This window comes from Methylocaldum marinum (assembly GCF_003584645.1).
Taxonomy (GTDB): Bacteria; Pseudomonadota; Gammaproteobacteria; order Methylococcales; family Methylococcaceae; genus Methylocaldum; species Methylocaldum marinum.
The window spans coordinates 3,442,850-3,467,042 of record NZ_AP017928.1 but is presented as its reverse complement, the minus strand read 5'-3'; the positions used below and the strand labels follow the sequence as shown (position 1 = coordinate 3,467,042).

Below are 24,193 nucleotides of genomic sequence, written 5' to 3'. Positions count from 1 at the left end.
AGCCCATGCCCTAGCGAAGTTGGGTAGCCCATTGAGCAATAAGCGATCGGCTTGCTTCAAAATGCATAGCATCTTCAGTGCGAAATGCGGCTCCCCAATACCAGCCATATTGGTTCATGATGGAAGCTATCAGCGTTAGCCCGACTTGCACCTGACCATCGCCACGCCGGTCGAGTACGCCATTCAAAGTGAAGTCGATGGCCGTGCCCCACGAGTGGTTGGAGACGGCGGTAGCCGACCCGCGCACGAGGCGGCAACAGAGCATGCCTGCCGTACCGAGCGCGGCATAAACGGCCGGCTGCTCACGCTGCACATGGGCAAGCGCGGTACGCAGGCTTTCGACGGCGGGACGAAGCCCGGTTACGTTGAATCGTCCGACCGATTGCGTGACCACGTGACGGCGCAAAGTAGGATTCGTCATCGGCTGGCAAGATGAAGAATACGACTCTCGCGGCTGCCCGAGTTGTTGGACCATGTAGGACGGCGACACAGGGGTCAAGCCATGATTGATCGATTCACGCAAAGGTCTCGGCACTCTCGCGATCAGGTTTTGAGCCGGAGTGATTGAAGATGCGGGCGCCGCGGCCGGTTGCGCCGGACGTTGTGTGGATGTGCCGGGCCGCGCCGTACCTGCGAGATGCCGCCAGGTCGTTCCATTTGGATCAACACGCCCGTCGGGGCGGGCGAGGAAGCCTGCCTGAAAATCGAGGATGGCGCGCGTAGTGCGTAGCCCGCAAATCCCATCAACCGGCCCGGGATTCATGCCATTCTGGATAAGCAGACGCTGAACGATTTCTACGTCTGCTCGACGATTCCGGCCTGCCGCGCCGACCGATGCAACAATTTGTAACGACATAAATATGTTGTCCCCCCATCTGCCTTAATTGAAGCGTTTGCACAAATCTCCAGGTCCAGCAAAAATTCCGTTTTGATCTGGCACTGGATGTAAATGTCCTCCTACTGCTATCCCGCTGCGTACGGTAAGAGAGATTCTTGTTGACATCCTCCCCGGCCTGAAGGCCGGAGATTCCTACGGCGCTCAGGGGCGGCATTGAGCCGCCCCTGAGTCGCTTCGGTGGGTTCCTGCTGCTGGCGACCCTACTGCATCGCTCACTTCACAGGCGAACCGGGCGTGTCCCGCCCTTAGCACATTGATCGCGCCGACCACCTCGGCGTTTTCCTCGAAGCCACATTCCACACACGCAAATCGGGCTTGCGTCTGCCGGTTGTCGGCAGACACATGGCCGCAGCACGGACAGGTACGGCTCGTGTTCTGTGGCGGCACTGCAACCAGCCAGCTGCCTTGCCACGCCAGCTTGTAATCCAGTTGGCGGCGGAACTCGAACCAGCCTTGATCGAGGATGGACTTGTTCAGGCCGGACTTGGCCCGAACGTTTCGTCCCGGTTGTTCGGTAGTACCTGCCGCTGACCTGGACATGTTCCGTACCTGCAAATCCTCGATACACACCATCGCGTGGTTTTGGCTGATCGCGGTCGAGGTCTTGTGCAGGAAGTCGCGGCGGGCGTTGCCGATGCGGGAATGAATGCGCTGGACGCGGGCTTTCGCCTTCTTCCGGTTGTTGCTGAACTTCACTTTGCGGGAGAGGGCTTGCTGTGCCTTGCGCAAGCGTGTCTCATGCCGCTTGAAGCTGTTGAGCGGCGCGTAGAACGTGCCATCCGAGAGCGTGGCGAACCGGGCCAGCCCCATGTCGATGCCGACCGCGCCACCCTGCGGGATGGGCTGCTCGACCTCGCGCTCGGTCTGGATCGACACGAACCACTTACCGCCCGACAGGCTGACGGTGACGTTCTTCACCGTACCCAGCACATCCCGGCTATTGCGATAGCGCAGCCGGCCGAGCTTGGGCAGGAAGATGCGACTGTTGCCCTGATCGAGCTTGATCTGTTTCGGGTCGGGGTAGCGGAAGCTGTCGCGCTGGCCTTTCTTCTTGAAACGTGGAAAGTCGGCCCGCTTGGCGAAGAAGTTGCTGTAGGCCCGCTCCAAATCCTTGAGAGTCTGTTGCAGCGGATGCACTGGCGCATCCGCCAACCACGCCGTTTCATCGCTGTTGCGCCACTCGGTGAGCAGCTTGCATAGCCCGGCGTAGCCCAGCTTCTTCTCTCCGCGCTCGTAGCGCTCTTTCTGCAACGCCAGCGCCTTGTTGTAGACGAACCGGCACGAGCCGGCGAAGCGGCGCATCCGGCGCTGCTGCTCGCCGGTCGGGCGTAGTTCGAATGTGAAGGCTTTGAGGCGTTGCATGCGCATAGTATAGTTTGGTCTATGAACAATGACAACGATATAAGGCATGGACGGCAATGCGTTTTCAAAATGCACGTCCACTTGGTCTTTGTGGCGAAGTATCGCCGCAGGGTATTCGATGGCGACGCCATCAACCGGCTGCGCACGATCTTCGCCAAGGTCTGCGCCGACTTCGAGGCGCAACTGATCGAGATGGACGGCGAGGACGATCACGTTCACCTGCTTGTGGAATACCCGCCCAAGGTGGCTGTCTCCAATCTCGTGAACAGCCTCAAAGGCGTCTCCAGTCGCCTGCTGCGGAAGGAACGGCCCGACATCCAGAAGCGCTACTGGAAAGGCGTGCTGTGGTCGCCGTCCTATTTCGCTTCAAGCTGCGGCGGCGCGCCGATTTCCATCGTGCGCCAGTACATCGAGCAGCAGCAAACCCCACACTGAAACCCAAAGACAAGGACGGCTCCGCCGTCCGCGCTATCCTTCCCCGCCCTGAACGGTGGGGCTTGTCACGCACCGGGTCAAGGTATAGCCGCTTGCCGCCAAGTCGGGGGCGGATTTGGCGGTGTAGCGCCGGCTTGTCGCGCCGGCAGGACTCCATGGCGTTACGGCCCACCCCATTACCCGCATCTTTTTACAGCTTTTAAATCAATTTGTTGCCTGCCACACCAAGGTTCCGATTCAAGGCGATGGCCCTCTGGCGCAAGTCGAAAATCAAGCACTTGGAGCGGCGCGACTGGCCGGGCTTCCATAGGTAAAGGACTTGTGGGTAATGGGGTGCGTCACGGCCCGATCGATAATCGGCATAGCGCAGATCCTGCTGATGGGGCGCTCCGTCCGTCACGCCCCGGACAATTTGAAATCGCCCCGCGTTTGCTCGATGAGATAGGAAAACGAACGCGTCTTGATCAGGCAGTAAACGGCTTCGCCTTCTTTCAGGTCCAGCTCCCGACAGGCGCGCGGCGTGATTTCCGCGACCAGGGGCGCTCCGGCGTCGATCCGCACCGCCACGCTTTCGCCATACGGTTCGATCCTGATGATTCGTCCCGGCACCTGGTTCTGAATGGACAAGCCGGGCACGGCCTGGCGGCACAAGGCCACCTCGCCGCGCTGTATCGAAACGTAAGCGACTTGGCCGATCGTCAGCTGCTCGCGCAGCGGCAGAGCCAGACGGAGGTCGCGGAAGCGGGCCAGCGTGCAACCGCCTTCGACGTCGTGGGATTCGATGGTTACCGGAAGGGTGTTGTCCAATCCCAGCGGGGCGGCGTGATCCGTTTGCGGATTTTGCAGGATGTCCTGCAGCGCGCCGGCGGCGCGGATGCGGCCTTGTTTGATCAGCACCAGCTGGTCGGTCAGATGCAGGATTTCCGACAAGGCATGGGACACGTAAATCATGGGCAGCTGCAATTCGTCCCGGATCCTTTGCAGGAACGGCAGAATTTGCGCTTTTAGTCCCTGATCCAGGGACGCCAGCGGTTCGTCCAGCAGCAGCAGCCGCGGCGAGGCGAGCAGGGAACGGCCCAGAGCCACCCGCTGTTTTTCGCCGCCGGAGATTTTGCGCGGATGAGCGTTGAGCAAGGGACCCAGTCCCAAGAGATCGACGATGTCGTCGAAGCGGAAGCGGCGCTGGTTCGGAGGGGTCTGCTTGAAGCCGTAGAGCAGATTGCCTTTGACCGAGTAATGCGGGAACAGCTGGCTGTCCTGAAACACCAGGCCGATCCGGCGCCGGTGCGGCGGTAGGTAGACGCCGCTCGCGCCGTCGTAGAGCGTTTCGCCGTCGAGCACCAGGCGTCCCCGCTGTGGCCGGACCAGCCCGGCGATGATCCCGAGCAGCGAGCTCTTGCCCGAGCCCGAGGGACCGAACAGGCCGGTGACGCTGCCGTTCAGTTCCAGTTGCGCGACCAGGTCGAAGGCATGGCGCCGCAGTTCGATGTCGAGGGATAGCATGCGATAACTCTTATTCACCGCTCAGCCGCCGTTCGGCGCGCCGGGTCAGCACTTCGCTCCCGATCAGGGCGGCGAATGCCGCGGCCATGGAGATCAGCACCAGGCGCATGGCCGGTTCCTCGGTGCCCGGCGTTTGGGTATAAGTATATAAGGCTAGCGGCAAGGTGCGGGTTTCGTTTTCGATATTGCCGACAAAGGTAATGGTGGCGCCGAACTCGCCGAGGCTGCGCGCGAAGCTGAGTATCGCCCCGGTGACGATGCCGGGGGCGGCCAGGGGCAGGGTTACGGTAAAAAAGACTTGCAACGGACTTGCGCCCAGCGTGCTGGCGGCCTGTTCCAGCCGCGATTCGATCAGGCTCATGGAAAGCCGCACCGCGCGCACCATGAGCGGGAAACTCATCACCGCCGAAGCGATCACCGCGCCTTTCCAGGTAAACGCCAGGCGGATGCCGAACCAGGCGTCCAGCCATTGGCCCAGCCAGCCGTTGCGTCCGAAAGTGAGCAGCAGAACGTAGCCGGTCACGACCGGGGGCAATACCATGGGCATGTGCACGATGGCTTCGACCACGGATTTCCCGCGGAACTGACGGCGGGCGAGCAGCCATCCCAGCAGCACGCCGGGGGGAATGACCGCTGCGACGCACCAGAGACTGACCTTGAGCGACAGCGACAGCGCGGACCACTCTTCCGCTGTCAGTTCCATGATTGATTTGCCGGCATGAAAAAAGACTTTGTATTCGGATTCGGGACGATGCCGTTGCGGACGACCGGCGTTCGCAGCGGCGCAGAGGCCAGATCAATACGGCGAACGGGGCGGCTTTCCGCTCGAAAATCAACCGTTTCCGGTTTCGGGACGGAAAGCCGATACCCCGGACGCCGGCTTCTTAGGCTTTAACCCCGAGTATGATCGAGCCGGCCTTGACCACGGCGCAGGCGGTATCGCCTTCGCACAGCCCCATCGATTCCACGCTTTCGTTGGTGATGATGGCCGCTACCGAGTCGCCCCCCGATAGTTCAACGATGACCTCCGAGTTTACCGCACCGGTTTGAATGCGTTTGACCGTCCCTTTCAGCTGGTTGCGCGCGGACAGGCGATAGCCGCCGAAATCCTTGACGATCGTGATCGACGGAGCCTTGATCAGGGCGATCACGTCGTCGCCTTTCTTGACGCCGAGCGCGTCGGCCGATTCCTTGGTGATGGCGGATACGATGGTGCCTCCGCCCTTGAGGCCGACGGTCACTTCCACGGTGACTGCGCCGATACGGATGTCGGTGACTTTGCCGACGAGTTGATTGCGTGCACTTGCTTTCATATTCGATGTCCCCAATAAAAATTGAAGTTGGAATTCCAGGTTAATGTGTTGTCGTTCAGTGACGTAAAGCGGCGGTGTTCTTCCTCCTGTGGCTTGAGGGTGTCCCAACGATTCCCGCCGGTGGAAGTTCGTGTCGTACCCCATCCATGCGGCGAGCGGGGCGGGGCGGGTCTTTCCGTCCCGAAAAACGGCAGTTCCGGTTTCGGCCTTGTTATTACTCATGGTCAAGAAAGTAAAGCCCCAAGAGCACCCTCTCCCTCTGGGAGAGGGTGGGGGGCGATTGGAATTGAACTTTACTTTCTTTACGCACAGTAAGGCGGAAGCCGATCCCAAACCCAAATAAGCTTCTACTTTTCAACCCCGAGTATGACCGAGCCGGTCTTGATCACGGCCCAGGCCGTTTCGCCTTCGCGGAGGCCCATGGCCTCCAGGCTCTCGGTAGTGATGATGGCGGCCACCGAGTCGCCGCCCGCGAGTTCGATCACCACTTCGGAATTCACCGAACCGCGTTGGATGCGCTTGACCGTTCCTTTCAGCTGATTGCGCTCGGACAGGCGGTATCCGCCGAAATCCTTGACGACCATGACGAACGGGGCCTTGATCAGGGCCATCACCGGGTCGCCGTACTTCAGGCCGAAGGCGTCCGCCGATTCCTTGGTGATGGCCGATATGATCGTTTCGCCGCCCTTGAGCGTGATGGACACCTCGACGGTGACGGCGCCGATGCGGATGGCGGTCACTTTGCCGAAAAGCTGGTTGCGTTCGCTCGCTTTCGAGTTCAGACGCCTGAGCAGGAAAACGAGATTGGGATTATCGGCCAGCTCCCGGTTTTTCGTCGCCAGGAAGCGGCGGTGCTCTTCCTGCAGCCGGGTAAAGAGTTCCAATAATTCGCGGCCGGTGGCGGTGAGCTTGGTGCCGCCGCCGTGGCGGCCGCCGACGGCGGTGGAAACCAGCACCTGCGGGCACAGGTTGTTGGCCCGCTCCACCATTTCCCAGGCGCCCTTGTAGCTCAGGCCGACGTCTTTGGCCGCGCGGTTGATGGAGCCGGTTTTTTCGATGGCGGCGAGCAGTCGGAAGAGACGCTCGTTGAGGCCGCCGATCAGGCGGATTTCGCCTTCCAGCAAAGGAATCGACTGTTCGGAGTGCTTCGAATGCGGATCCATACCAGGGTGTCACGAATCGCCGGCCGGTACGGGTCATTGCTCCAACAGCTTGAACCCGTATTTGGCGAATATCTCGGCCGACGGTTTTTGTTTTAGATAATCCAGGAATTTCTTGGCGTCACCGGATTGGGTGACCAAGGCGAAAGGATACACGATGGGCGAATGAGAGTCCGCCGGAAAGCGTCCGATCACCTCCACTTTTTTGCTCAGTTTCGCATCGGTCTCGTAGACGATGCCGGTATCGCATTCACCGCGCTCGACCAAGTTCAGTGCAGCGCGCACATCTTGAGCGCCGACCACGCGGGGCTGGATGCTTTCCCACAAGCCCAGCCGGGTCAAGGCTTCCTTGGCGTAAATGCCGACCGGAACCGACTCGACCACGCCGGTGCACAGTTTGCCCCGGAAAGCGCCAGCAAGATCGAAGCCTTTTTTCATGGTGACCGGAAAGCCCTTGCTTTGCGGCGCAATCAGCACCAGGGTGTTGCCCAGCAGGTTCGACCGGGTACTGTGGTCGATCTTGCCTTTGCCGTCCAGGTAGTCCATCCACTTGGTGTCGGCCGAAGCGAAGACGTCGGCCGGCGCGCCCTGTTCGATTTGCTTGGCCAGGGCCGAAGAGGATGCGAAGGAAAACTTGACCGGGATTTTATGCGCCGCTTCGAAGGCTTTGCCGACGTCGGAGAGGGCGTTGGTCAGGCTCGCGGCGGCGAAGACGGTGACATCGGCGAAGGCGGCATTGATACCCCATAGGATAAGGATCGCGGTGATAGAAATGGTTTTAAGGGTGTGCATGGACATGGAAAGAATCTCCTCTCTTGGAATGAAACAACGGGTCGGAACGGATTAAGCACGGACAGGTTCATTCGAACGCGTTAAGTGAAACTTGGAAATAGAAAAAATTGCTCGGAAGCGCTTTGCCCAGGTTTTTGGGGAACTCGCCGGGCGTAAAACGGGCATAGCTGAGTTCCGTTTCGACGCGCGGTATCGGCCTATAGCGCACGCGGATATCGAACTCGTGGCCCAGAAAATCTCCGCTTCGGCCGGTTCTATCGCGCAGGTTGACTCGCCGCCAGCTATCCCGGTCACTGGCGAGCCAATAGGCGTTGTAGGCGGTGTCGATGCGCACGCCCTTGTAAGGCGTGAATTCCAGGCGGAGCTTCGGGGCGCTGACGTTGTCCCATGAAAAGTAGTCGTTTCTGGACCAGGGTTGATTAAAGCCGAACAGCGAGTTGAAGCGGTTGTTGACCTTGTCGTTGGGATTTCTGTCGCCAGTCCCATAGCCGTAGAGGGCACTGATCCGGGGCTTCCAGGGCGAGCCCGCGAAGGTATAGCCGAGTTCGACGACGGATGCCCAGGCGTCGTGCTGTTGGTTGCCGTTGCTGCGGCCGAACTGATAAACCACATCGAAGTCGTAGTCGAAGCCGGTGTTGCCGATAAGGCCGTAACCGCGCAGCGCGGTACTATGAATGTTCTGGTCTGTCGCGCCGTTCTTGTTGTCGACCTTGTAGCCCAAGTAATAGGGCTGGAGGGTGACGAAAGGGGACCAGCGGCGCCAACCGGCGACCGCGCCGTAAAGCCATTGTTGTTCGATCGGCTCGTCGAAGTCGTACTTGAGGCGTTGGACGGGCTTGTAGGCCAGCAAATCCAGGTCCCAGTCGTTTGTCTGCTGGCCCAGCGTGACGCGAAACCCTTCGAAATTGTTGGTCGTGTTGCGAAACTGGTTGTTGGCAATCAGCCGTTTATCCACGAGTTCCAGCGCCTGCCGGCCAGCCCGCACCCGTAGTGGACGATGGGAACCGAGCGCATTTTCGAAATAGAGTTCCGCGAATCCCTGGATGAGTTCGAACTCGTTCACTTCGCTGTCGGCTCGCACGAAGTTGCTGTTGTAAAGCCGCGCGTCTTCGAACTCGAGCGCAAAACGGAAGGGATCCAAAATGTTCTTGACGCCGAGGAAAGCGCGAGTCCGCAACAGTATCGGCTCGTCCGGATCGGCATTGGCCGGTCGTCGGAAATCGTTCTCGCGATATTCGTAGCGCATGCGAAAGTCCAGGCCGACATCGAGCCAATCGATATCCTTGGCGGGAGCGATGCCGGTTTTGCTCAGGTTCCGGGAATAGGTCGGCGGGTCGCCGTATGGCTGCGTTCTGTAGCTTCGGGCTTCGACGAAGTAATTGTGGGTGGAACTGTCGTTGTCCTTGGAATCCGCGAGGCTTGGGGGCGCGGCCGATAGCCCCATCATGAAGGCACCGAGCAAAGACATTCGCCCGAAATTGATCGGAAACAGGTCGTTACACGCGACGGCGAGCGCTGCTTTTTTTATAGTCACAAGTTGTGTCCCCCAATTGTTTTAGCCGATGACCTGTGACAGTGTGCCCAGGTCCTGATTACAGCGGCGGCGGCAAGGAAACCGGTTCGCCCGCGCAAAAGGTCGTTCTTCGTTCAGTGTTGTCCCCCCTTCCTTGACTCAGTGAGATCAGCCTAATAGCGAAATAAACTTCGTTCGTTATGTTTAATACGTTATATAGATGTGTAAGCAAGAACGAGGCCATGTGTAACGTGGCTGAATCAGTGCTCCTAAGCCGGCAACTAGGGCGTGCTAGCCGCCGTGGGCGAGAAATATGGCACGTATGTTGTAGAGCGTTCCAGGAAGGCGCTTTCGGTCATACTTGCGGTTCCTGACCGCATAGCGTTATGGATATATATATATATCGTATGCGGGGCTCAAACGCGCGCGTCGGACGAATGTCGTAGCCAAAGCAATGTCGACTTTCGAATAAAAACGAGTTTTTTGTCACATTTCATGCAATCGGATGGACCATGTTGGATGTTGATATAACGCTATCGCGGGATAGTTCTCCTATTCGCGCGCAGTTAAGGCTGAACCAGAAATCGGCGGGGCTTTTCGGGCCATCCGGAGCGGGAAAATCGCGCCTCTTGAAGTGTCTGGCCGGCCATTGTTCGCCGGATTGGGGATACGTCTCATTGGACGGTGAGGTGCTTTTCGATAGCCGAAACCGGATCAACAGGCTTTCCGAAGACGGATTGATTGCTTTGTGTTCCCAGGGCAGCCCGCTCGATGCCACGCGCACGGTGAGAGAAAACTTGCTGGACGGTGAATCCCAAAGTAGAGCTCCTCGTCCTTATTTCGCTTTACCGGATATCGCTCAGCTCCTGGCTTTGACGGAACTGCTTCGTTTTCGCGCTCGAAATCTTTCCGCCGGCGAACGACAGCGGGTGGTGCTCGGAAAGGCTTTGTTGAGTTCGCCTAAGGTGCTGCTTCTGGATGATATGTTGTCGGCTATCGAGCAAACGCGGCGAGAGAAAATTCTGGATCTTCTCCGGTTTGCGATTGAGAAGCATGGCTTGAGAGTCGTCCAGTCCAGCCATGCCTTGGGCGAACTCCTCCACTTGAGCGACGTTCTCATCCTGATGAGCGGGGGAAAAGTGCTGGCATCTGGTTTTCTGAGCGAACTGGCGCGCGAACAAGTCCCGCTACACACAGCAGGGCTTTCCACAGTCGGGAACATCTTGCCGGTGACGATTCTGAGTCATGACTCCGTGCACGGCTGCACTTTGGGGAGGTTCTTCGGCTTGCCCCTGATCTTACCGTACACGCCTCTTGCCCACTGCGGGAGTACCTATTACGTCAGTTTGCGACCGAGCGACATTGCGTTGTCCACCCAGCCGGTAAAAGGCATCTCCATTCAAAATCAGATCAAAGGTAGGGTGTGTGCCGTGATTCCGCGGGAAGATCGCGTGGTGATCCAAATCGACGTCGGCACGACCCTGATCGCCGAGATTACCCGGCGGGCTTTTGCCGCAATGAACATCGGCGAAGGCGATACGGTTTACTGTCTCGCCAAGACGCAGGCGTTCAGCTTTCTCGCGGCGGATATGATATCCGACTGTTCGGCCGCTGCCCGGCGGCTTCTCCGCACCGCTAAGAGCGCCGGACTTAATGGCCATTCCTTTCACGACGTCGGCGGAATCGGCCAACGTTCCCGCCATGATTGGATGCAGCGATGGCCGGGTAAAAATCTAAGGAAGCTCTGAAAGTGCCTATCCTGGTAGGCCATTTGCCCTCAGCCCTTCGACTTGGCTTACGACAAGTCCGTGGAAGGGCATGAACGGAATCCACTTTTTCAGAGCTTCCCTAAGGATTTCGACGGCTCCGGCATCCTCCGCTCGGGCGTCGAGATCGACGCCTACGTGACCGGATGGCCGAGCCTCGGCTTGAGTGGGGTTCCGAAGCCATGGAACATGCCGGCCTTGAATGCTTCCGCCATGTGTTCGGCTCGAGCTATGGCCAGTTCTGCTGCGTCGGCCGGAAGGACTTCCTGAGCCGCTTCCCGGAACAGCGTCAGCCAGCGGTCGAAATGTTCAGAACGAATGGGAAGGCCGGCGTGCGGCGGATAGGGCGAGCCCCGATAGCGGTCTGTATTCAGCAGGACACGCGACCAGAAATCCACGACGACCCTGTGATGTGCATCCCAGTCGTGTATCGTCGCCTCGAATATCGGGCGCAGGCCGTCATCGGCCATGGCGCGTTCATAGAAGCGGTGGACCATTTTCGAGATGTGCTGTTCCGTGAGTTGAGCGTTTTCGGTGGTCATCATCATTACCTCCTGATCATGATGGAGTGCGCAGTCATACTGGAATGCTGCGAGCTACGCAATGGGACATCCCTGTCGTCCCTGTCCCGACAGTAGCTCGATTGAGAAACGAATGTCCCGAAGTTTTTCCGATCTCGGGAGAAGTTCAACGAATGATATCGAAGCTGTAGTCGGTCTTGGACGGCACGATGGTGTTGCGGTCCATGTCGTCGAAAATCTTGTTCAGGATCCAGACCAGCACGTTCAGCGCGCCCTGATAGCCCCACACCGGATAGCGATGGTGGTGATGGCGATCGAAGACCGGGAAGCCGATGCGGATCAGGGGCGTGCCGGTATCGCGCTCGAGGTATTTGCCGTAGGTGTTGCCGATCAGGAAGTCGACCGGGTCGGTGAACAGCAGCGAACGCATGTGCCACAAATCCTTGCCGGGATAGACATGACAGTTCTGGCCGAAGGGCGAATACGAAAGCATGGTTTCCACCTTTTCCGCCCAGGCCTTGCTGCCGTTGGTCGACAGGATATGTTTCGGTTCGGCGCCCAGTTCCAGCAGGAATCCGGCGAGTCCCAGGCAGAGATCCGGGTCGCCGTAGATGGCGAAGGATTTGCCGTGGATATGGGCGGAAGAATCGGCGATGGCGTCCACCAGTTGTCCGCGCTCCCGCTCCAATGCCCCGGGGATGGGTTTGCCGGTGATGCGGGATACCGCCATGAGAAATCCGTCGGTGGCGCCGACCCCGACCGGGTGGTTCAGCGCGATGACTTCCTGCCCGTGTTCGGCAATGAACGGCAGGGTTTTTTCCGTACAGAATTCCTGCATGGAAATGGTCGCCTTGGCGTGCAGGGCGTTGGTGGTCTGTTCCTGGGTAGTGCCGCCGTCGAACATGCGGTATTCGCCGTCGGTCGGGGTATCCAGTACGTCGCTGTTGTCCCCGAGGATAGTGAAGTCGACATTCATGAGTTCGAGCATGCGCCGGACTTCCCGAAGATTGCCCACGGAGAAGCCGTCGAAGCCGCCGATGATATTGACCGAGTCCCTGGGTTCGCGTGCCAAGGGCTCCTCGGTGCCGGCCTTGCCGTCCCAGAAGTGCTGGAGTACGCCGCGCATCATATTGTCGTAGCCGGTGATGTGGCTGCCCACGAAGGCCGGGGTGTGCGCGAACGGCACTTCGAAGTCCGGCGGCACGCTGCCTCTTTCCTTGGCCGTCTTGATGAAGGCATTGAGATCGTCGCCGATCACCTCGGCCATGCAGGTGGTGGACACGGCGATCATCTTGGGTTTGTACAGATTGTAGGCATTGGCCAGGCCGTCGATCATATTGCCCAGGCCCCCGAACACCGCGGCGTCCTCGGTCATGGACGACGACACGCAGGACGCCGGTTCCTTGAAATGGCGGCTCAAATGGCTGCGGTAATAGGCCACGCAGCCCTGGGAACCGTGGACGAGGGGCAGGGTGCCCTCGAAGCCGAGGGCGGCGAATACCGCCCCCAGCGGCTGGCAGGCCTTGGACGGATTGATGACCAGGGCTTCACGCGCGAAATTCTTGTCGCGATACTCCTCGGTTTTCATCCATTCTCGGGTTGCCGCGACCTTATCTTCGGGTTCCATGAATTCGAATTCCCGCTTCTTGTTCTCGAACATCTCGATGTATTCGGGCTGGCGGAACAGGTTGAAATGGTCGATCACGTGTTTGGAGTTTTGTGGCATGGCAATGGTCCTTTTAGGTGAATGGCGGTTTTGTCCAAGTAGGGTGGCCCATCATGGCGAGCGTCGAGGCGGCTCCGCCTCATCAACGTGAACGGCCACGGGACCCGACTGAACAGGTAAGCCGAGCGACGCACGCGTATCGCTCGGCGAGAGCATTTTCCGGTTTGGCGCAGCACCCGAAGTAGGTCGGCAATCCTTTGCCGACGTATGCCGTTAGCGAGGAGCTTTGTCGGCAAAGGATTGCCAACCTACGTATTGGCTCTAAACCGCGGTGAAAAACGCTCTAGTTTTCAAGGACGATCCGCTCCCGTGGCGACAGACCGAAGCCGGTGTCGCCATCTTATCCAGGAGCGCGCCGTCCCGGCTCAAGCGGCGAGTTCGTCCGCGGTCTTACCGACCTGCGATTCGTCGACCTGTTTCATGATGCCGTGGGCCATCAAGAGATCTTCGAGCTCGTCCATGGTGATCGGGGTCGGGATGACGCCCTTGCCGACATTGTTGTGAACCTTGTTGGCCAATTGACGGTATTCGTTGGCCTGCTTCGAGTCCGGGGCGTATTCGATCACCGTCATCCGGCGGAGCTCCGCGTGCTGCACGATGTTGTCGCGCGGCACGAAGTGGATCAGCTGGGTGCCGAGCCGTGTGGCCAATGATTCCGCCAATTCCAGTTCCTTGTCGGTCTGACGCTCGTTGCAGACCAGGCCGCCCAGGCGTACGCCGCCCGAGTTGGCGTATTTCAAAATGCCCTTGGAAATATTGTTGGCCGCATACATGGCCATCATCTCGCCGGACATGACGATGTAGATTTCCTGCGCCTTGTTCTCGCGGATGGGCATCGCGAAGCCGCCGCACACCACGTCGCCGAGTACGTCGTAGGAGACATAGTCGACGTCGTTGTAGGCGCCTTCCTCTTCGAGGAAGTTGATGGAGGTGATGACGCCGCGGCCGGCGCAGCCCACTCCGGGTTCCGGACCGCCGGACTCCACGCAGCGGATGTCGCGGTAACCCACTTTCATCACGTCTTCCAGTTCCAGGTCCTCGACGCTGCCGGCGCTGGCCGCGAGGCTCAGGATGGTGTCCTGGGCCTTGGTATGCAGAATCAAACGCGTGGAATCGGCCTTGGGATCGCAGCCGACGATGAGAATGCGCTGGCCCATCTCGGCCAGGGCCGCCAGGGTGTTTTGCGAAGTGGTGGACTTGCCGATGCCGCCTTTGCCGTAAAACGCGATCTGTCTTAAATCTGACATGGTGATAGTCCCTACAAGGTTAGCGATTGAATGATGGATACCCGATTTTTCGCACGCCATGTCCGGCGAAGTCCTGTCGGCCCGTCACCGAAGCGTGGTCCCTTTTCGGTCGGCCGAGGCCGCGCCCGTGATCCGGGACGATGAAGGCGGCTAATCGTTATATCCTATTGTATATAACCAAGATTCATACCAGGCTGGCGATGTTTTGTAACCCACTGAATTCAAATGAAATGTCTGAATCGTGGAAATTTGCGTGGAAAGGGGATGCACTTAAACCTTACTTTTTATATGGGAAAGTGCGCTGATCCGCACTGTTTTGGCGCATGTGAAACTGTCGCCGCGATGGGTTTCGACCTGTTATCCGGCAAGCGGAAATCGACTGTTTAGATCAGCCGGAACAAGCCGTTTGTATTTCGGCGATCCTATTTTTTGCGGGCAAACCGGTGTTCGCGGGACCGGTCCGCGCAGAATCTGGGTACACACGCGGAATACGCGTCGCCAAGGCGCACCATATCCACCTCCACGCCATAAAGCCGGTAAATGTTTTCGGGGGTGATCACGTCGACGGGATTTCCTTCGGCGACGATCCGTCCACCGTTCAGCAGCAGCACGCGGTCCGAAACCAGCAGGGCGTGCTCCGGAAAATGGGTGGACTGGATGAACGCATAGCCTTCCCGGGCAAGAGCGCGAATGCGCTCCAGGAGACGCAGCTGATTGCCGTAATCGAGTCCGCCGACCGGTTCGTCGAGGATGAAGATCCGCGCTTCCTGGGCCAGCGCGCGGGCGATGAGGGCCAGTTGGCGTTCGCCGCCGCTGATTTCCAAATACGGCCGCGTCTTGAGATGGCCGAGAGAGAGCCGCTCCAGTGCCTCTTCGGCAAGCTGGCGGTCTCGCTTCGGATAGCCCGAGAAAAAGCCCGTGTGCGGCATTCGGCCCATGAGCACCACGTCGAACACGGTATAGGGAAAAGTGGCGTTATGAAGTTGCGGTACATAGGCCACGCTGCGGGCGTATTCACGGGGTGCAATGCGTGCGAGCGGCGTGCCGTCCAGGCGAACCTCGCCTTTCGCCGGCCGCTTGATGCCCAGCAGGATCTTGAGCAGCGTGCTCTTGCCGGTGCCGTTCGGTCCCAGCAGTGACACCACTTTTCCCGCCTCGACCTGGACCGAAACCCCGCTCAGCACCTCGCGGTCGCCATAGCCGAACACGATGTTCCGGGCTTCCAGCGCCATCATGCACTCCAGCCCTTGCGGGCATTGCGCAGTACCAGGATGAATATGGGGATGCCGAGCAATTCGCTGAGCACGCCGATGGGGATTTCCACGGTAAAGAGGTTGCGCGCCAGGTCGTCCACCAGCAGCAGGAAGATCCCGCCCAGCAGGGCGCTGGCCGGTATCAGACGTCCATTTTCGGGTCCCACGATCATTCGCGCGATGTGCGGGACGATGAGACCGATCCAGCCGATCATCCCCGCCATCACCACGGTGAGCGCGCTGATCAAGGTGGCGGCGAGAATGATCACGAGCCGCACGCGTCGCGTGTCGATACCCAGGGACCGCGCCTCCTCGTCACCCATGCTGAGCACGTTCATGTGCCGGGCGTAGAGCACCAGGAGCAGGATGCCGGCCAGCATGGGCAGCGCCAAGGTCAGCACTACCGACAGCTCCGCGTTGGACAGATTGCCCATCAGCCAGTAGACGATGGCGGGCAGTTGGTTGTAGGGATCGGCGAGATATTTGACGATCGACAGCAAGGCGGTGAATAACCCGCTGCTGATGATGCCGCCGAGCACCAGCATGAGCAGGGATTCGCTGCGGTAGACGCGGACGATGCCGAGGGCGATCAGCACCGCGAGCAGGCCGAAGAGGAAGGCGCTGACTTGTACCACCAGCCAGTGGTCGGAGACGATCATGCCCAGCGCCGCGCCGAAAGAACCGCCGGCCAGCACCCCGAGCAGCCCCGGCGAGACCAGCGGATTCACGAAGACCGCCTGAAAGGCGGCGCCGGAAGCCGACAGCCCCGCGCCCACCAGGATCGCCGCCAGGATGCGGGGCAGCCGGATCTCGAGCAGCACATTGCGCAGAACTTGCTGTCCTTCGTCCGCGACTTGCCCGCTGCCGAGGCCCGCCAGCACCTGTACCAGTTCGGGCAGCGCTATGGGATAGCGGCCCAGGGTCAGGGACAGCATCGACATCAGAATGAGCAGGAGCAGCAATCCCGCCAAGCGATAGTCCGCGATCATGAACCCAGGATTTCCTTGATCCGGACGTCATCCAGATCGAGTTGCAGAAACAGGCGGTAGAAGCTTTTGATCTCGCTGGACAGGTTCAAAGGATAACGTTCCGGGTAGAGCTGATGGGCCGGCGTTTCACCGATTTCGCGGCCAAGGGCGCTTGCCGTCGTCAGGTAGACCAGGCACACGATCAGGATGAAGGAATACGCATGTTTTCCGCGTGGAAGGGAAACCGGATGTCTACACATAAGGCATGACCTCATCGCCGAACAGCGACAGGCTGTACCGGTTGGCGGCGGGATCGTTGGCGGCGGGTTTCAACACCAGGCTGTTCAGATCCAGTTCGTCCCGGAGTCTTTGTATCTTGTCCCGGCATTCCGCCACATCGCCGATCAGCGCGTTTTCCAGAAGCCGATCCATGTTGACCGTAACGCCGCTTTCGCCAGGCTCGCCATTGTCGCTGAGCATGCTTCTCATCCTTTCCCGGAAACGCCGGATCGAGGGCAGCGCCACCGCCAAGGCGGCCTTCCGGGTTTTGGCGACGAAAAAGGTTCGAAGCAGGGTGAGCGGCTTGGGCAACGAGGGATTGATTACGCGATAGTGGGCGAGGGTTGCCTTGAGCTTATCGGTGGTTGCACCTTGACCCCCGAGGAGCCCGTAACCGCGGTCCGCGGCATGATGCACGGCCGCGGGATTTTGCGATGCCAGGAACACGGGTATCGGGCATTGCAGCGGTTTCGGGTGAGTGGTAACGCCCTCGATCTGAAAATGGGGTCCGGAGTGGCTGACCTTATCGGTGCCGAGCAGCCGGACGATGAGTTCGAGGGCTTCCAGCATCTTCGTCCGGGCGCTTTCCGGCGGCACCTTGAAATGCTTGTTTTGCAGGGGAAACGGGCCGCCCTGTGCGACGCCCAGATTGAGCCTGCCGCCGCTCAAATGATCGAGGGTGGCGATGTCCTCGGCCAGCTTGATGGGATCGTAAAACGGTAACAAGAGCGCCGCGGTGCCCAAACGAATGCGCTTCGTGACCCCGGACAGATGGGCCAGCAACAGCAGGATGGATGGACTGACGCCAAAGTCGGTGAAGTGATGCTCGGCGACCCAGGCTTCCTGAAAGCCCAGTTCCTCGGCATGCTGCACCAGCGTGGATTGAGCGGCCAGTACCTTGGCGTAGTCGCCGTCATAATTTTCGTAGAAGCAGAAAATTCCGAAGTTCATAGGTTTCTTGCCTAGGGTGTAGCGGTTTGGAGGCGGGGCATGACTTCAAAGGACAGCCGCTCCAGCGAGCGTTGCAGCAGCACCGAAAAACCGATCCGGATGTGCCGGGTACGCGCCGCCATCGCCGCCGCCACGATCAGGGGAGACAGGCAATGCCTGCCACCACTCGTATGATCCCTGCGCTGAAAATGTTCCTCGTTGATCCACAGCGAGGAAAAGCCCAGTCGTTCGGCCCGTTCGGCCAACTCGATCCAATCGTCGGGATCGGCGGCCTCCAGGCCGGCTCCGCAACCGGAGAGCCCGAATCGCATTCCGGGTTTCATATCATTTCGGATTGCCATGAAGTATTTCCTCCGCCTGCCGGTCCGAGAGCGGATAGTCGAAGAACCGGCGGTAAAAGTCTTTGATTTCGGCTGTCATGTTCAGCCCCGGGAAAAGTGACGGGTGGAACAGCCCGGCCGCCCATAGCACGGTCAACGGCTGCTCCGCGGTACGGTGCCCCCACGGGTGTACGCCCGCCGGGATGGCGTGAATTTTTCGCTCGCGTACGGCGCGGAGCCGGCGAAAGCGCGCGTCGTGGCGAATTTGAGCCAGTTCTTCCGGGGAAGAGACAATGAGCACATCGGGATCCCAGGCAAATACTTGCTCGGGCGTGAATCTCACGCTCTCGGTACGGCGGCCGTCGGCGGTGACGCTGATGCCGCCCGCCGCCTGGATCCACCAGTCGGCGATCAGATGGGGCTGTGTCAGCGTCTTGAGACTGAAGTAGAGGACCTTGGGTCTTTGTTCCGTGGGGACACCGGCGACCGCCGTCCGAACCCGTTCCAGCACGCCGTCGAAGTAGCGCGTATAGGCGTCGGCACGCTCTCGCCGGTCGAAAACCTCGCCCATGAGTTGCATGATCCGCCCGATATCCCCGGCATCCCGCCAGGCGAGGAACAGCACCGGCAGCCCGGTGCGCTCCACCGTCCGCACCGTGCTCGCGTCCATGGCGAATACCGCGTCCGGAGCGAGCCTTTGCAGGGTTTCAAGCTGGGGAGCGTTGTCTAAGCCCTGAGCCTGGGGCTGTCTCGACAGGTTCGGTGCGATCAGAGACTGGTATTTCCAGCGCGCCGACCGGGCGAACGGCGGCAGGCCGTTGATCAGGGTATCGCCCTTGCCGATGGCGAACACGAAGCTATTGATTACCGGCACCGGTCCGAGGGTGGCCACCCGCCGTACCTCGGCGGGCAATTCCACCGTGCGGCCCGCGAGGTCGGTCAGCTGACGCCGAGCCGTATCCGCCACAGCGGCGATCGCCCCGTGCAGCATCAGGACAGCTGCAAGAACAGGGCGGAGTACCAGGGTTCGCGGCATGGCTAGAATCTTGCCCCGACCGTGAACGCTACGGTAAACGGCGCGCCGGGGTAATAGGTCGTATTCCCCGCCACCTGGATATCGTTCTGGCTGATGATGCCGATGTAGCGCTTGTCGAACACGTTCAGGAAGCTCAATCCCAGCGTGATGTCCCCCAAACCCAGCAGGTCCTTTTTCTCATAATCAATATAGAGATCCGCCACGGTGTAGGAGGGTACCCGCTGTGTGTTCTCCGCGTCGCCGAAACGCTCGCCGACATAGCGAACCGTGGGCGATATGGCAAAACCCATAAACCTGTACGTAAGGCCCACCTTGGCGGTGACCTCGGGCGAGTCGGGAACCTGCTTGCCTTTCGTCGCGATCACGGTGTTGGCGGCGGTGCGGACGTCGTTTTCGAACTCGTAGCGGTTGTAGGACACTGACGAGAACAGGGACAGATCATCCCACAGCGTGATCCCCGCTTCGATCTCCGCACCGTAGGAGCGGGCTTCGGCATTGCTCTGGTAATAGGTCAGTTGAATCGCGGGGTCGTACAGATTGACCTCCTTGCGATTGACGATGGCGTAGAACAGCGTGGGCGCCACCCACCAATTGCCGTCGCCAATGCGCAGGCCGAGATCGAAATTATCCGAAATCTCGGGCTTGAGCCGGCGGAACAGATTGTCGAGATTCAGGCCGGCGGCGGTAAAGCGGGCTCTAGAGGCGTTGAACAGGGAGGCCTGCGGTCCCCAGTCGGGCCGCCCGTAGTTCCGCCCATAGGTGAAGTAGGCGCGGGCCTCGTCCGTGATTTCGTAGTTGACGCCGAAGTGCGGCAGCCATTCCTGGAAGCTTTGGCTTGCGACACGCCGTGTCGGGTCTTCCCGGGGATTGAAGCGGAATACATTGTCATAATCGACGTCAGGCAGGCCCTGGGTGTCGTAATACCGGATTCCCGGCACGGTCTGGTCGAGGTAGCGCACGCCCGCTCGGAGGTTAGCCTTGCCGAGCTGGCCGTTTACGACCAGATAAGGACTATGGAATACGTGATTTTCCTGTTTGGACAGCACCGACCAGCCGGCAAAGGCCAGGTCGCCCGAGGCGGTGACGCGGTAAGCCTTTTGCCCCACCGGGGGCGGCGGCGATTCCATGTCCTGCCACCAGTAGCCCAAAGTCACCTCGGCGCCCAACACCGAGGCGTCGTACTGCGCCACCAGTCCCACTTGTTCATGCTTGATGTCCCACCGGGTGACGCCCGGGCTGCCCAGCAGACTGTTCGAGGCAAACAGCCGGAAGCCGTCGTCGCGCCAGTAATAGGGCTTGACCGAAATCCTGGACGTATCGGTCGGCTTGATTTCCAGATTGGCGAACAGGCTGAAATCGGAGAACTCTCTTCGGTTGAAATCGTAGTAGTTGATGTCCTGACCGGGGATGCCGGAAAGCCGGGTGTTGTAATCGAACTTCCCGAACGCGTCGAGGCGCGTGGCCTGGCTGTAGTTCAGGGGGCGGAAATCGTGCGATTCGAGATCGTTGTAGGCGCCGAAAATTTCGAGCTTGGCGGAATCCGTCAGCTTTTGCGTGAGGCCGAAGCCGAGGTTGTGCCGATTAGCGGGCGACTCCCCGGCCCCGCGCCATTTGTACGCGGTGGTGTAGGAATAGGAAGCGAACAGCTTGGTGTCCGTGGGCAGGAGGCCGGAGTCGATGCGGCCGTACACGCGGTTGAAGTTGTAGGAGCCGAAGCTTTCCTTGACGCTGAGCCCCGGCTTGTCGAACGGCCTCAGAATGGTCTGGTCGATCAGCCCGGTGGCGTTGGAGAAGCCGAAGCCTTTGTCCGGGGGCACCGCGCCCCGGTAGAGGGTGATGCCGTCCATATTTTCCAAATCATAAATGTCGGCCCCGCCCACGACACCGGTCAACGGCAGGCCCTCAATAGTCTGCCCGAGATGGAAGGCGCCCTTCCCGCGAATTCGGATGGCCCTGTTTGCCGTCAGTCCGAAGGGGTCGGCCGTTTCCGTATGCAGCGACGGCAACAGGTCGAGCGCCTTGAAAACGTTGGTCTGGCCGGGGCCGGCCAGGCGCCGTATACCCTCGCGGCTGACGGTGCTTTCCGTATTGGGCTGGCTGCCCTTGGGCTCCACGTAATCCGCGTGCGTCTGCACGCCTTCCACCGTGACCACGTCCAGTATCGGCGGTTCATCGATCGGCGCCGGTTCCGCCCAGGCGGGGCTGCACCCTAATGCCGCGGGAATCAGCCACCATCGTTTTACGGCATCCCCCCTGTGCCACCATCGAAGCATCGTTTTGTTCTTCATCGTTTTTTCTCATCGTTTGTTTAGAGCATTTTCCGGTTCGGCGCACCGCCCCGAAGTGCAGTAGGTCGGCAATCCTTTGCCGACAACGCCCGCGTAGACCCCGTGTGTCGGCAAAGGATTGCCGACCTACGAACGTGCCGGTCCCAAGCGCAATACCGCGGTAAGAAACGCTTCGGATCTTCGGAAAATACCTTTGGGTCGACATCCGGCATCATTCGGAACATGGCTCCGGTTAAGGTCCTGAGCACCCCCCTAAAAACGCAGGGACACGGTTCCCACCACGGTCAGGGGCGCACCCGGGTAGTAGGTGGTGGTGCCGGGCCGCTGGTCGTCGCGGGCATTGACCACGGCGATGTACTGCTTGTCGAAGACGTTGAGAAAACTGAGCCCCAGGTTGAGGTCGCCCATCTCGGCGAATTTCTTGTGCTCGTAGTTCAGGTGCAGGTCGGCGATGGCATAGGACGGCAACCGCATGCGGTTTTCCACGTCGCCGTAGCGCTCGCCGATGTAGCGCATGCCGGGGGAGATCGAGAAGTTGCCGAGACGGTAGGTCAGGAACAGCTTGCCTTCCACTTCCGGGGAGTCGGGGACTTGATGGCCCGCGACGCGCAGCAGAGCGTTGCCGGCCGTCCGAATGTCGTCGCTGAGTTCATAGCGGTTGTAGGAAAAGGCGCCGTACAGGCTGAGCCCATCCAGCAAGTCCAGCCCGGCGTCGATCTCGGCGCCGTAGGCGCGGGCGCGAGCGGTTTGATAATAGGAAACCCCGAGCTCGGGATCGAAGGCCGTGACCGCCTTGCCCCGCTCGGTCGAGTAATAAAGGGTCGGCGCGACGAACCAGTTGTCCCCCGAGAACCGGGCACCCAGATCGAAGTTGTCGGACTGTCCGGGCTTCTGCTGGTTCCAAAGCTGCTGCAGCGTGACCCCGGCCGCTTCGAAGGCTCGCCGCGACATGATGTAGGTGGGATATTGATGCAGCGGCATGGCGTTGAAGTTCCGCCCGTAGCTGAAGCGAAGCGAGTGGTTTTCGCTCAGGGCGTAGGTGGCGCCGAAGTAGGGCAGCCAATCGCTGAAACGGCGGCTGCCCACGCTGGCGGAGGGATCGACGGCCGGGCGGTAATCGAAGACCTCGCTGTACGAAACGTCGGGGAGATTGGCGGTCCGGTATGAGGTGATGGACGCCGTCTGCTGGACCACGTAGCGGAGTCCCGCGCTGAGGTCGGCGGAACCGAATTGGCGATGTACCGCGACGAACGGACTGTGAAAAATATGATGGCTTTGCTTGTTCAGAAGCGCCCAGCCGGCGAAGCGGAGATCGTCGCCCGCGATGCGGTACGCCTTCCAGGAGGTCGGCGGCCCCGGCGGCTCCTGCTCGTGATACCAGTAACCCAGGGTGAAATCGGTATCCCAGCCCTTGAAATCGAATTTGCCGAGCAGGCCCCAAAGATCATGGTTGATGTCCCAGCGGCGCACGCCCGGCGCACCCTGGAGCATGGGCATACCCAACAGATAAAACCCTTCGTCGTGCCAGTAATAGGGTTTGAGGGACAGCCGGCTGGTCTCGGAAGTCTTGATCTCGAGGTTGGCGAACACGCTGGCGTCCGTGAACGCCTGGCGATTGAAGTCGTAATAGCTGATGTCTCGTGCGGGGTTGCCGCTCAGTCGGGAGTTGAAATCGAAGTCGTTGAAGCGTCCGAGCTGCCGCGCCTGGATTTCCGTGAGCGGGCGGAAGTCATGGTGTTTCTGATCGTTGACGACGCCGAACAGTTCGAGCTTGACGGACTCGCCGAAGTCCTGCGTCAGCCCGAATCCGCCGTTGTGGCGATAGTCCGGAGAGCCGCCGGAACCGCGCCATTTGTCCGCCGTCGTGTAGGAATACGAGCCGAACAAGCGCGTGTCCGAGGGCAGCCGTCCCGAATCGCCGCGAAGGAAGGTGCGGAAGAAATCGAAAGAACCGAAATCCTGTTTAAGGAAAACACCCGGCTCTTCGTCGGGGCGCCGCATCCGAAGATTGATGTTGCCGGCGATGTTGCCGAAGCCGAGTCCTTTGTCAGGGAGCATGGCTCCCTTGTAGACGGTCAGAGCCTGGATGTTTTCCAGATCGTAGATGGCCGCGCCGCCGCCGGGGGCACCGGTCAGCGGTAGATCTTCCACGGTACGAAGGGAATGGGGCGAGCCCGGCGAGGAGGTGGGCCTGCCGCGGATGCGCATCGACGGATTGCCGGGTGGCTGATTGCTCGACAAGCCGTAAGGGTCGGCGCTCTGAAAATTGACCGAAGGCAGATACTGTAAAGCCTGTTGCGGATTGGTCTGGCCGGGCCCGCCGAACAGGCGGATCGCGGCCGGACCCAACTCAGTCCGGGTACCGGCGTCTTGTTCGTTGGCCGACACGGGCAGCGTCTCGGCTGTGGCTGTCACGGTAACCGGGGGCAGTTCCTGGATCGCGGGTTCTGCGCGAACCGCATTGGCGGCAACGAGTCCGACTAGGGGGAGGAGTAGCGATTGGAGGTATCTCATGGGCGACGGCCTTTCGGATTGCCCATTCCTGAGTTCGGTTCGATGCTGTTATCCGGACAAACGAAACCGGACATAACCCTGCGGAAGAGTCTCCTTGCAAAGGAGGCGCGAAATGTCCTGACGCCGGTGTACACGGTGCGGGAGGCGCTCCGACCGCCGATGTTTACCGATGCCGCTGGATTCGTTCGCCTCATATCGCTGTAAAAAATGATATATAACGACTTTCGCAATGAAGGCGGTCGGATTTGCGTACCGGGTCTCATGATTGCTTTCTGACCTGCATCGGAATGACCTTTTAATGTGCGTAAAGAAAGTAAAGCCCTATTCGAATCGCCCTCACCCCAGCCC

At 60.0% G+C, this 24,193-nt stretch carries 21 protein-coding genes; 2 read left to right on the top strand and 19 right to left on the bottom strand.

The genetic code is table 11. The features are described from left to right. Positions 1-10 precede the first annotated feature (10 nt). Together sS8_RS15175 and sS8_RS15170 are read right to left on the bottom strand one after the other, a co-directional pair. Positions 11-856, bottom strand: coding sequence for a M15 family metallopeptidase (locus sS8_RS15175; protein WP_119630344.1), 846 nt, complete (start codon positions 854-856; stop codon positions 11-13). A gap of 183 nt (positions 857-1,039) precedes the next feature. Next, positions 1,040-2,266 (bottom strand): RNA-guided endonuclease InsQ/TnpB family protein, encoded by a 1,227-nt coding sequence (locus tag sS8_RS15170; RefSeq protein ID WP_197716536.1) that lies wholly within the window; start codon positions 2,264-2,266, stop codon positions 1,040-1,042. Between the two features lie 15 nt (positions 2,267-2,281). Here sS8_RS15170 and tnpA point away from each other — a divergent pair, with 15 nt between their 5' ends. After that, positions 2,282-2,695, top strand: coding sequence for an IS200/IS605 family transposase (tnpA, locus tag sS8_RS15165; protein WP_119627968.1), 414 nt, complete (start codon positions 2,282-2,284; stop codon positions 2,693-2,695). Between the two features lie 396 nt (positions 2,696-3,091). Here the strand turns inward: tnpA and modC are convergent, their stop codons facing one another. The 6 genes from modC to sS8_RS15125 form a co-directional block, all read right to left on the bottom strand. Next, positions 3,092-4,198 (bottom strand): molybdenum ABC transporter ATP-binding protein, encoded by a 1,107-nt coding sequence (modC, locus tag sS8_RS15155; RefSeq protein ID WP_119630342.1) that lies wholly within the window; start codon positions 4,196-4,198, stop codon positions 3,092-3,094. 10 nt (positions 4,199-4,208) lie between these two features. Continuing rightward, complete coding sequence (gene modB / locus sS8_RS15150) at positions 4,209-4,901, bottom strand: molybdate ABC transporter permease subunit (protein WP_119630341.1); 693 nt, start codon at positions 4,899-4,901, stop codon at positions 4,209-4,211. A 181-nt stretch (positions 4,902-5,082) separates the two neighbouring features. Next, a complete protein-coding gene (locus tag sS8_RS15140) occupies positions 5,083-5,511 on the bottom strand; it encodes a TOBE domain-containing protein (protein ID WP_119630339.1) in 429 nt (142 codons plus the stop codon). Positions 5,512-5,858: 347 nt separating this feature from the next. Then, positions 5,859-6,674 carry a TOBE domain-containing protein gene (locus sS8_RS15135; RefSeq protein ID WP_119630338.1) on the bottom strand — a complete coding sequence of 272 codons (816 nt, stop codon included), beginning with the start codon at positions 6,672-6,674 and terminating at the stop codon, positions 5,859-5,861. Positions 6,675-6,707: 33 nt separating this feature from the next. Then, complete coding sequence (gene modA / locus sS8_RS15130; protein WP_119630337.1) at positions 6,708-7,469, bottom strand: molybdate ABC transporter substrate-binding protein; 762 nt, start codon at positions 7,467-7,469, stop codon at positions 6,708-6,710. A 61-nt stretch (positions 7,470-7,530) separates the two neighbouring features. Next, positions 7,531-8,997, bottom strand: a complete 1,467-nt coding sequence (locus sS8_RS15125) for an alginate export family protein (RefSeq protein ID WP_232020326.1) — start codon at positions 8,995-8,997, stop codon at positions 7,531-7,533. Positions 8,998-9,488: 491 nt separating this feature from the next. Here sS8_RS15125 and sS8_RS15120 point away from each other — a divergent pair, with 491 nt between their 5' ends. Beyond that, positions 9,489-10,724, top strand: coding sequence for a molybdenum ABC transporter ATP-binding protein (locus tag sS8_RS15120; RefSeq protein ID WP_119630336.1), 1,236 nt, complete (start codon positions 9,489-9,491; stop codon positions 10,722-10,724). 152 nt (positions 10,725-10,876) lie between these two features. Here the strand turns inward: sS8_RS15120 and sS8_RS15115 are convergent, their stop codons facing one another. From sS8_RS15115 to sS8_RS15065, 11 genes are all read right to left on the bottom strand, one after another. Further along, positions 10,877-11,290: a group III truncated hemoglobin gene (locus tag sS8_RS15115; RefSeq protein WP_232020325.1), complete on the bottom strand. Its 414-nt coding sequence runs from the start codon at positions 11,288-11,290 to the stop codon at positions 10,877-10,879. A gap of 139 nt (positions 11,291-11,429) precedes the next feature. Next, entirely contained in the window at positions 11,430-12,989 is a 1,560-nt protein-coding gene (gene nifK / locus sS8_RS15110) for a nitrogenase molybdenum-iron protein subunit beta (RefSeq protein WP_119630335.1), read from the bottom strand. A gap of 365 nt (positions 12,990-13,354) precedes the next feature. Continuing rightward, the gene (nifH, locus tag sS8_RS15105; RefSeq protein WP_119630334.1) at positions 13,355-14,236 is read right to left on the bottom strand and encodes a nitrogenase iron protein; all 882 of its coding nucleotides are present in this window, start codon (positions 14,234-14,236) and stop codon (positions 13,355-13,357) included. 422 nt (positions 14,237-14,658) lie between these two features. Beyond that, the gene (locus tag sS8_RS15100) at positions 14,659-15,471 is read right to left on the bottom strand and encodes an ABC transporter ATP-binding protein (RefSeq protein WP_197716535.1); all 813 of its coding nucleotides are present in this window, start codon (positions 15,469-15,471) and stop codon (positions 14,659-14,661) included. Next, entirely contained in the window at positions 15,468-16,478 is a 1,011-nt protein-coding gene (locus sS8_RS15095; RefSeq protein ID WP_119630333.1) for a FecCD family ABC transporter permease, read from the bottom strand. Before sS8_RS15095 ends, sS8_RS15100 begins: the two co-directional genes overlap by 4 nt. After that, a complete protein-coding gene (locus sS8_RS15090; RefSeq protein WP_119630332.1) occupies positions 16,475-16,717 on the bottom strand; it encodes a hypothetical protein in 243 nt (80 codons plus the stop codon). The genes sS8_RS15095 and sS8_RS15090 overlap by 4 nt, the downstream gene beginning before the upstream one ends. After that, positions 16,710-17,687, bottom strand: a complete 978-nt coding sequence (locus sS8_RS15085; RefSeq protein ID WP_119630331.1) for an LLM class flavin-dependent oxidoreductase — start codon at positions 17,685-17,687, stop codon at positions 16,710-16,712. Before sS8_RS15085 ends, sS8_RS15090 begins: the two co-directional genes overlap by 8 nt. 11 nt (positions 17,688-17,698) lie before the next feature. Further along, positions 17,699-18,028 (bottom strand): LLM class flavin-dependent oxidoreductase, encoded by a 330-nt coding sequence (locus sS8_RS15080; protein ID WP_197716534.1) that lies wholly within the window; start codon positions 18,026-18,028, stop codon positions 17,699-17,701. Continuing rightward, a complete protein-coding gene (locus sS8_RS15075) occupies positions 18,012-19,043 on the bottom strand; it encodes an ABC transporter substrate-binding protein (RefSeq protein WP_119630330.1) in 1,032 nt (343 codons plus the stop codon). The genes sS8_RS15080 and sS8_RS15075 overlap by 17 nt, the downstream gene beginning before the upstream one ends. A 2-nt stretch (positions 19,044-19,045) precedes the next feature. Continuing rightward, complete coding sequence (locus tag sS8_RS15070) at positions 19,046-21,331, bottom strand: TonB-dependent receptor (RefSeq protein WP_119630329.1); 2,286 nt, start codon at positions 21,329-21,331, stop codon at positions 19,046-19,048. Positions 21,332-21,583: 252 nt separating this feature from the next. Continuing rightward, the gene (locus sS8_RS15065) at positions 21,584-23,845 is read right to left on the bottom strand and encodes a TonB-dependent receptor (protein ID WP_119630328.1); all 2,262 of its coding nucleotides are present in this window, start codon (positions 23,843-23,845) and stop codon (positions 21,584-21,586) included. Positions 23,846-24,193: the final 348 nt, after the last annotated feature.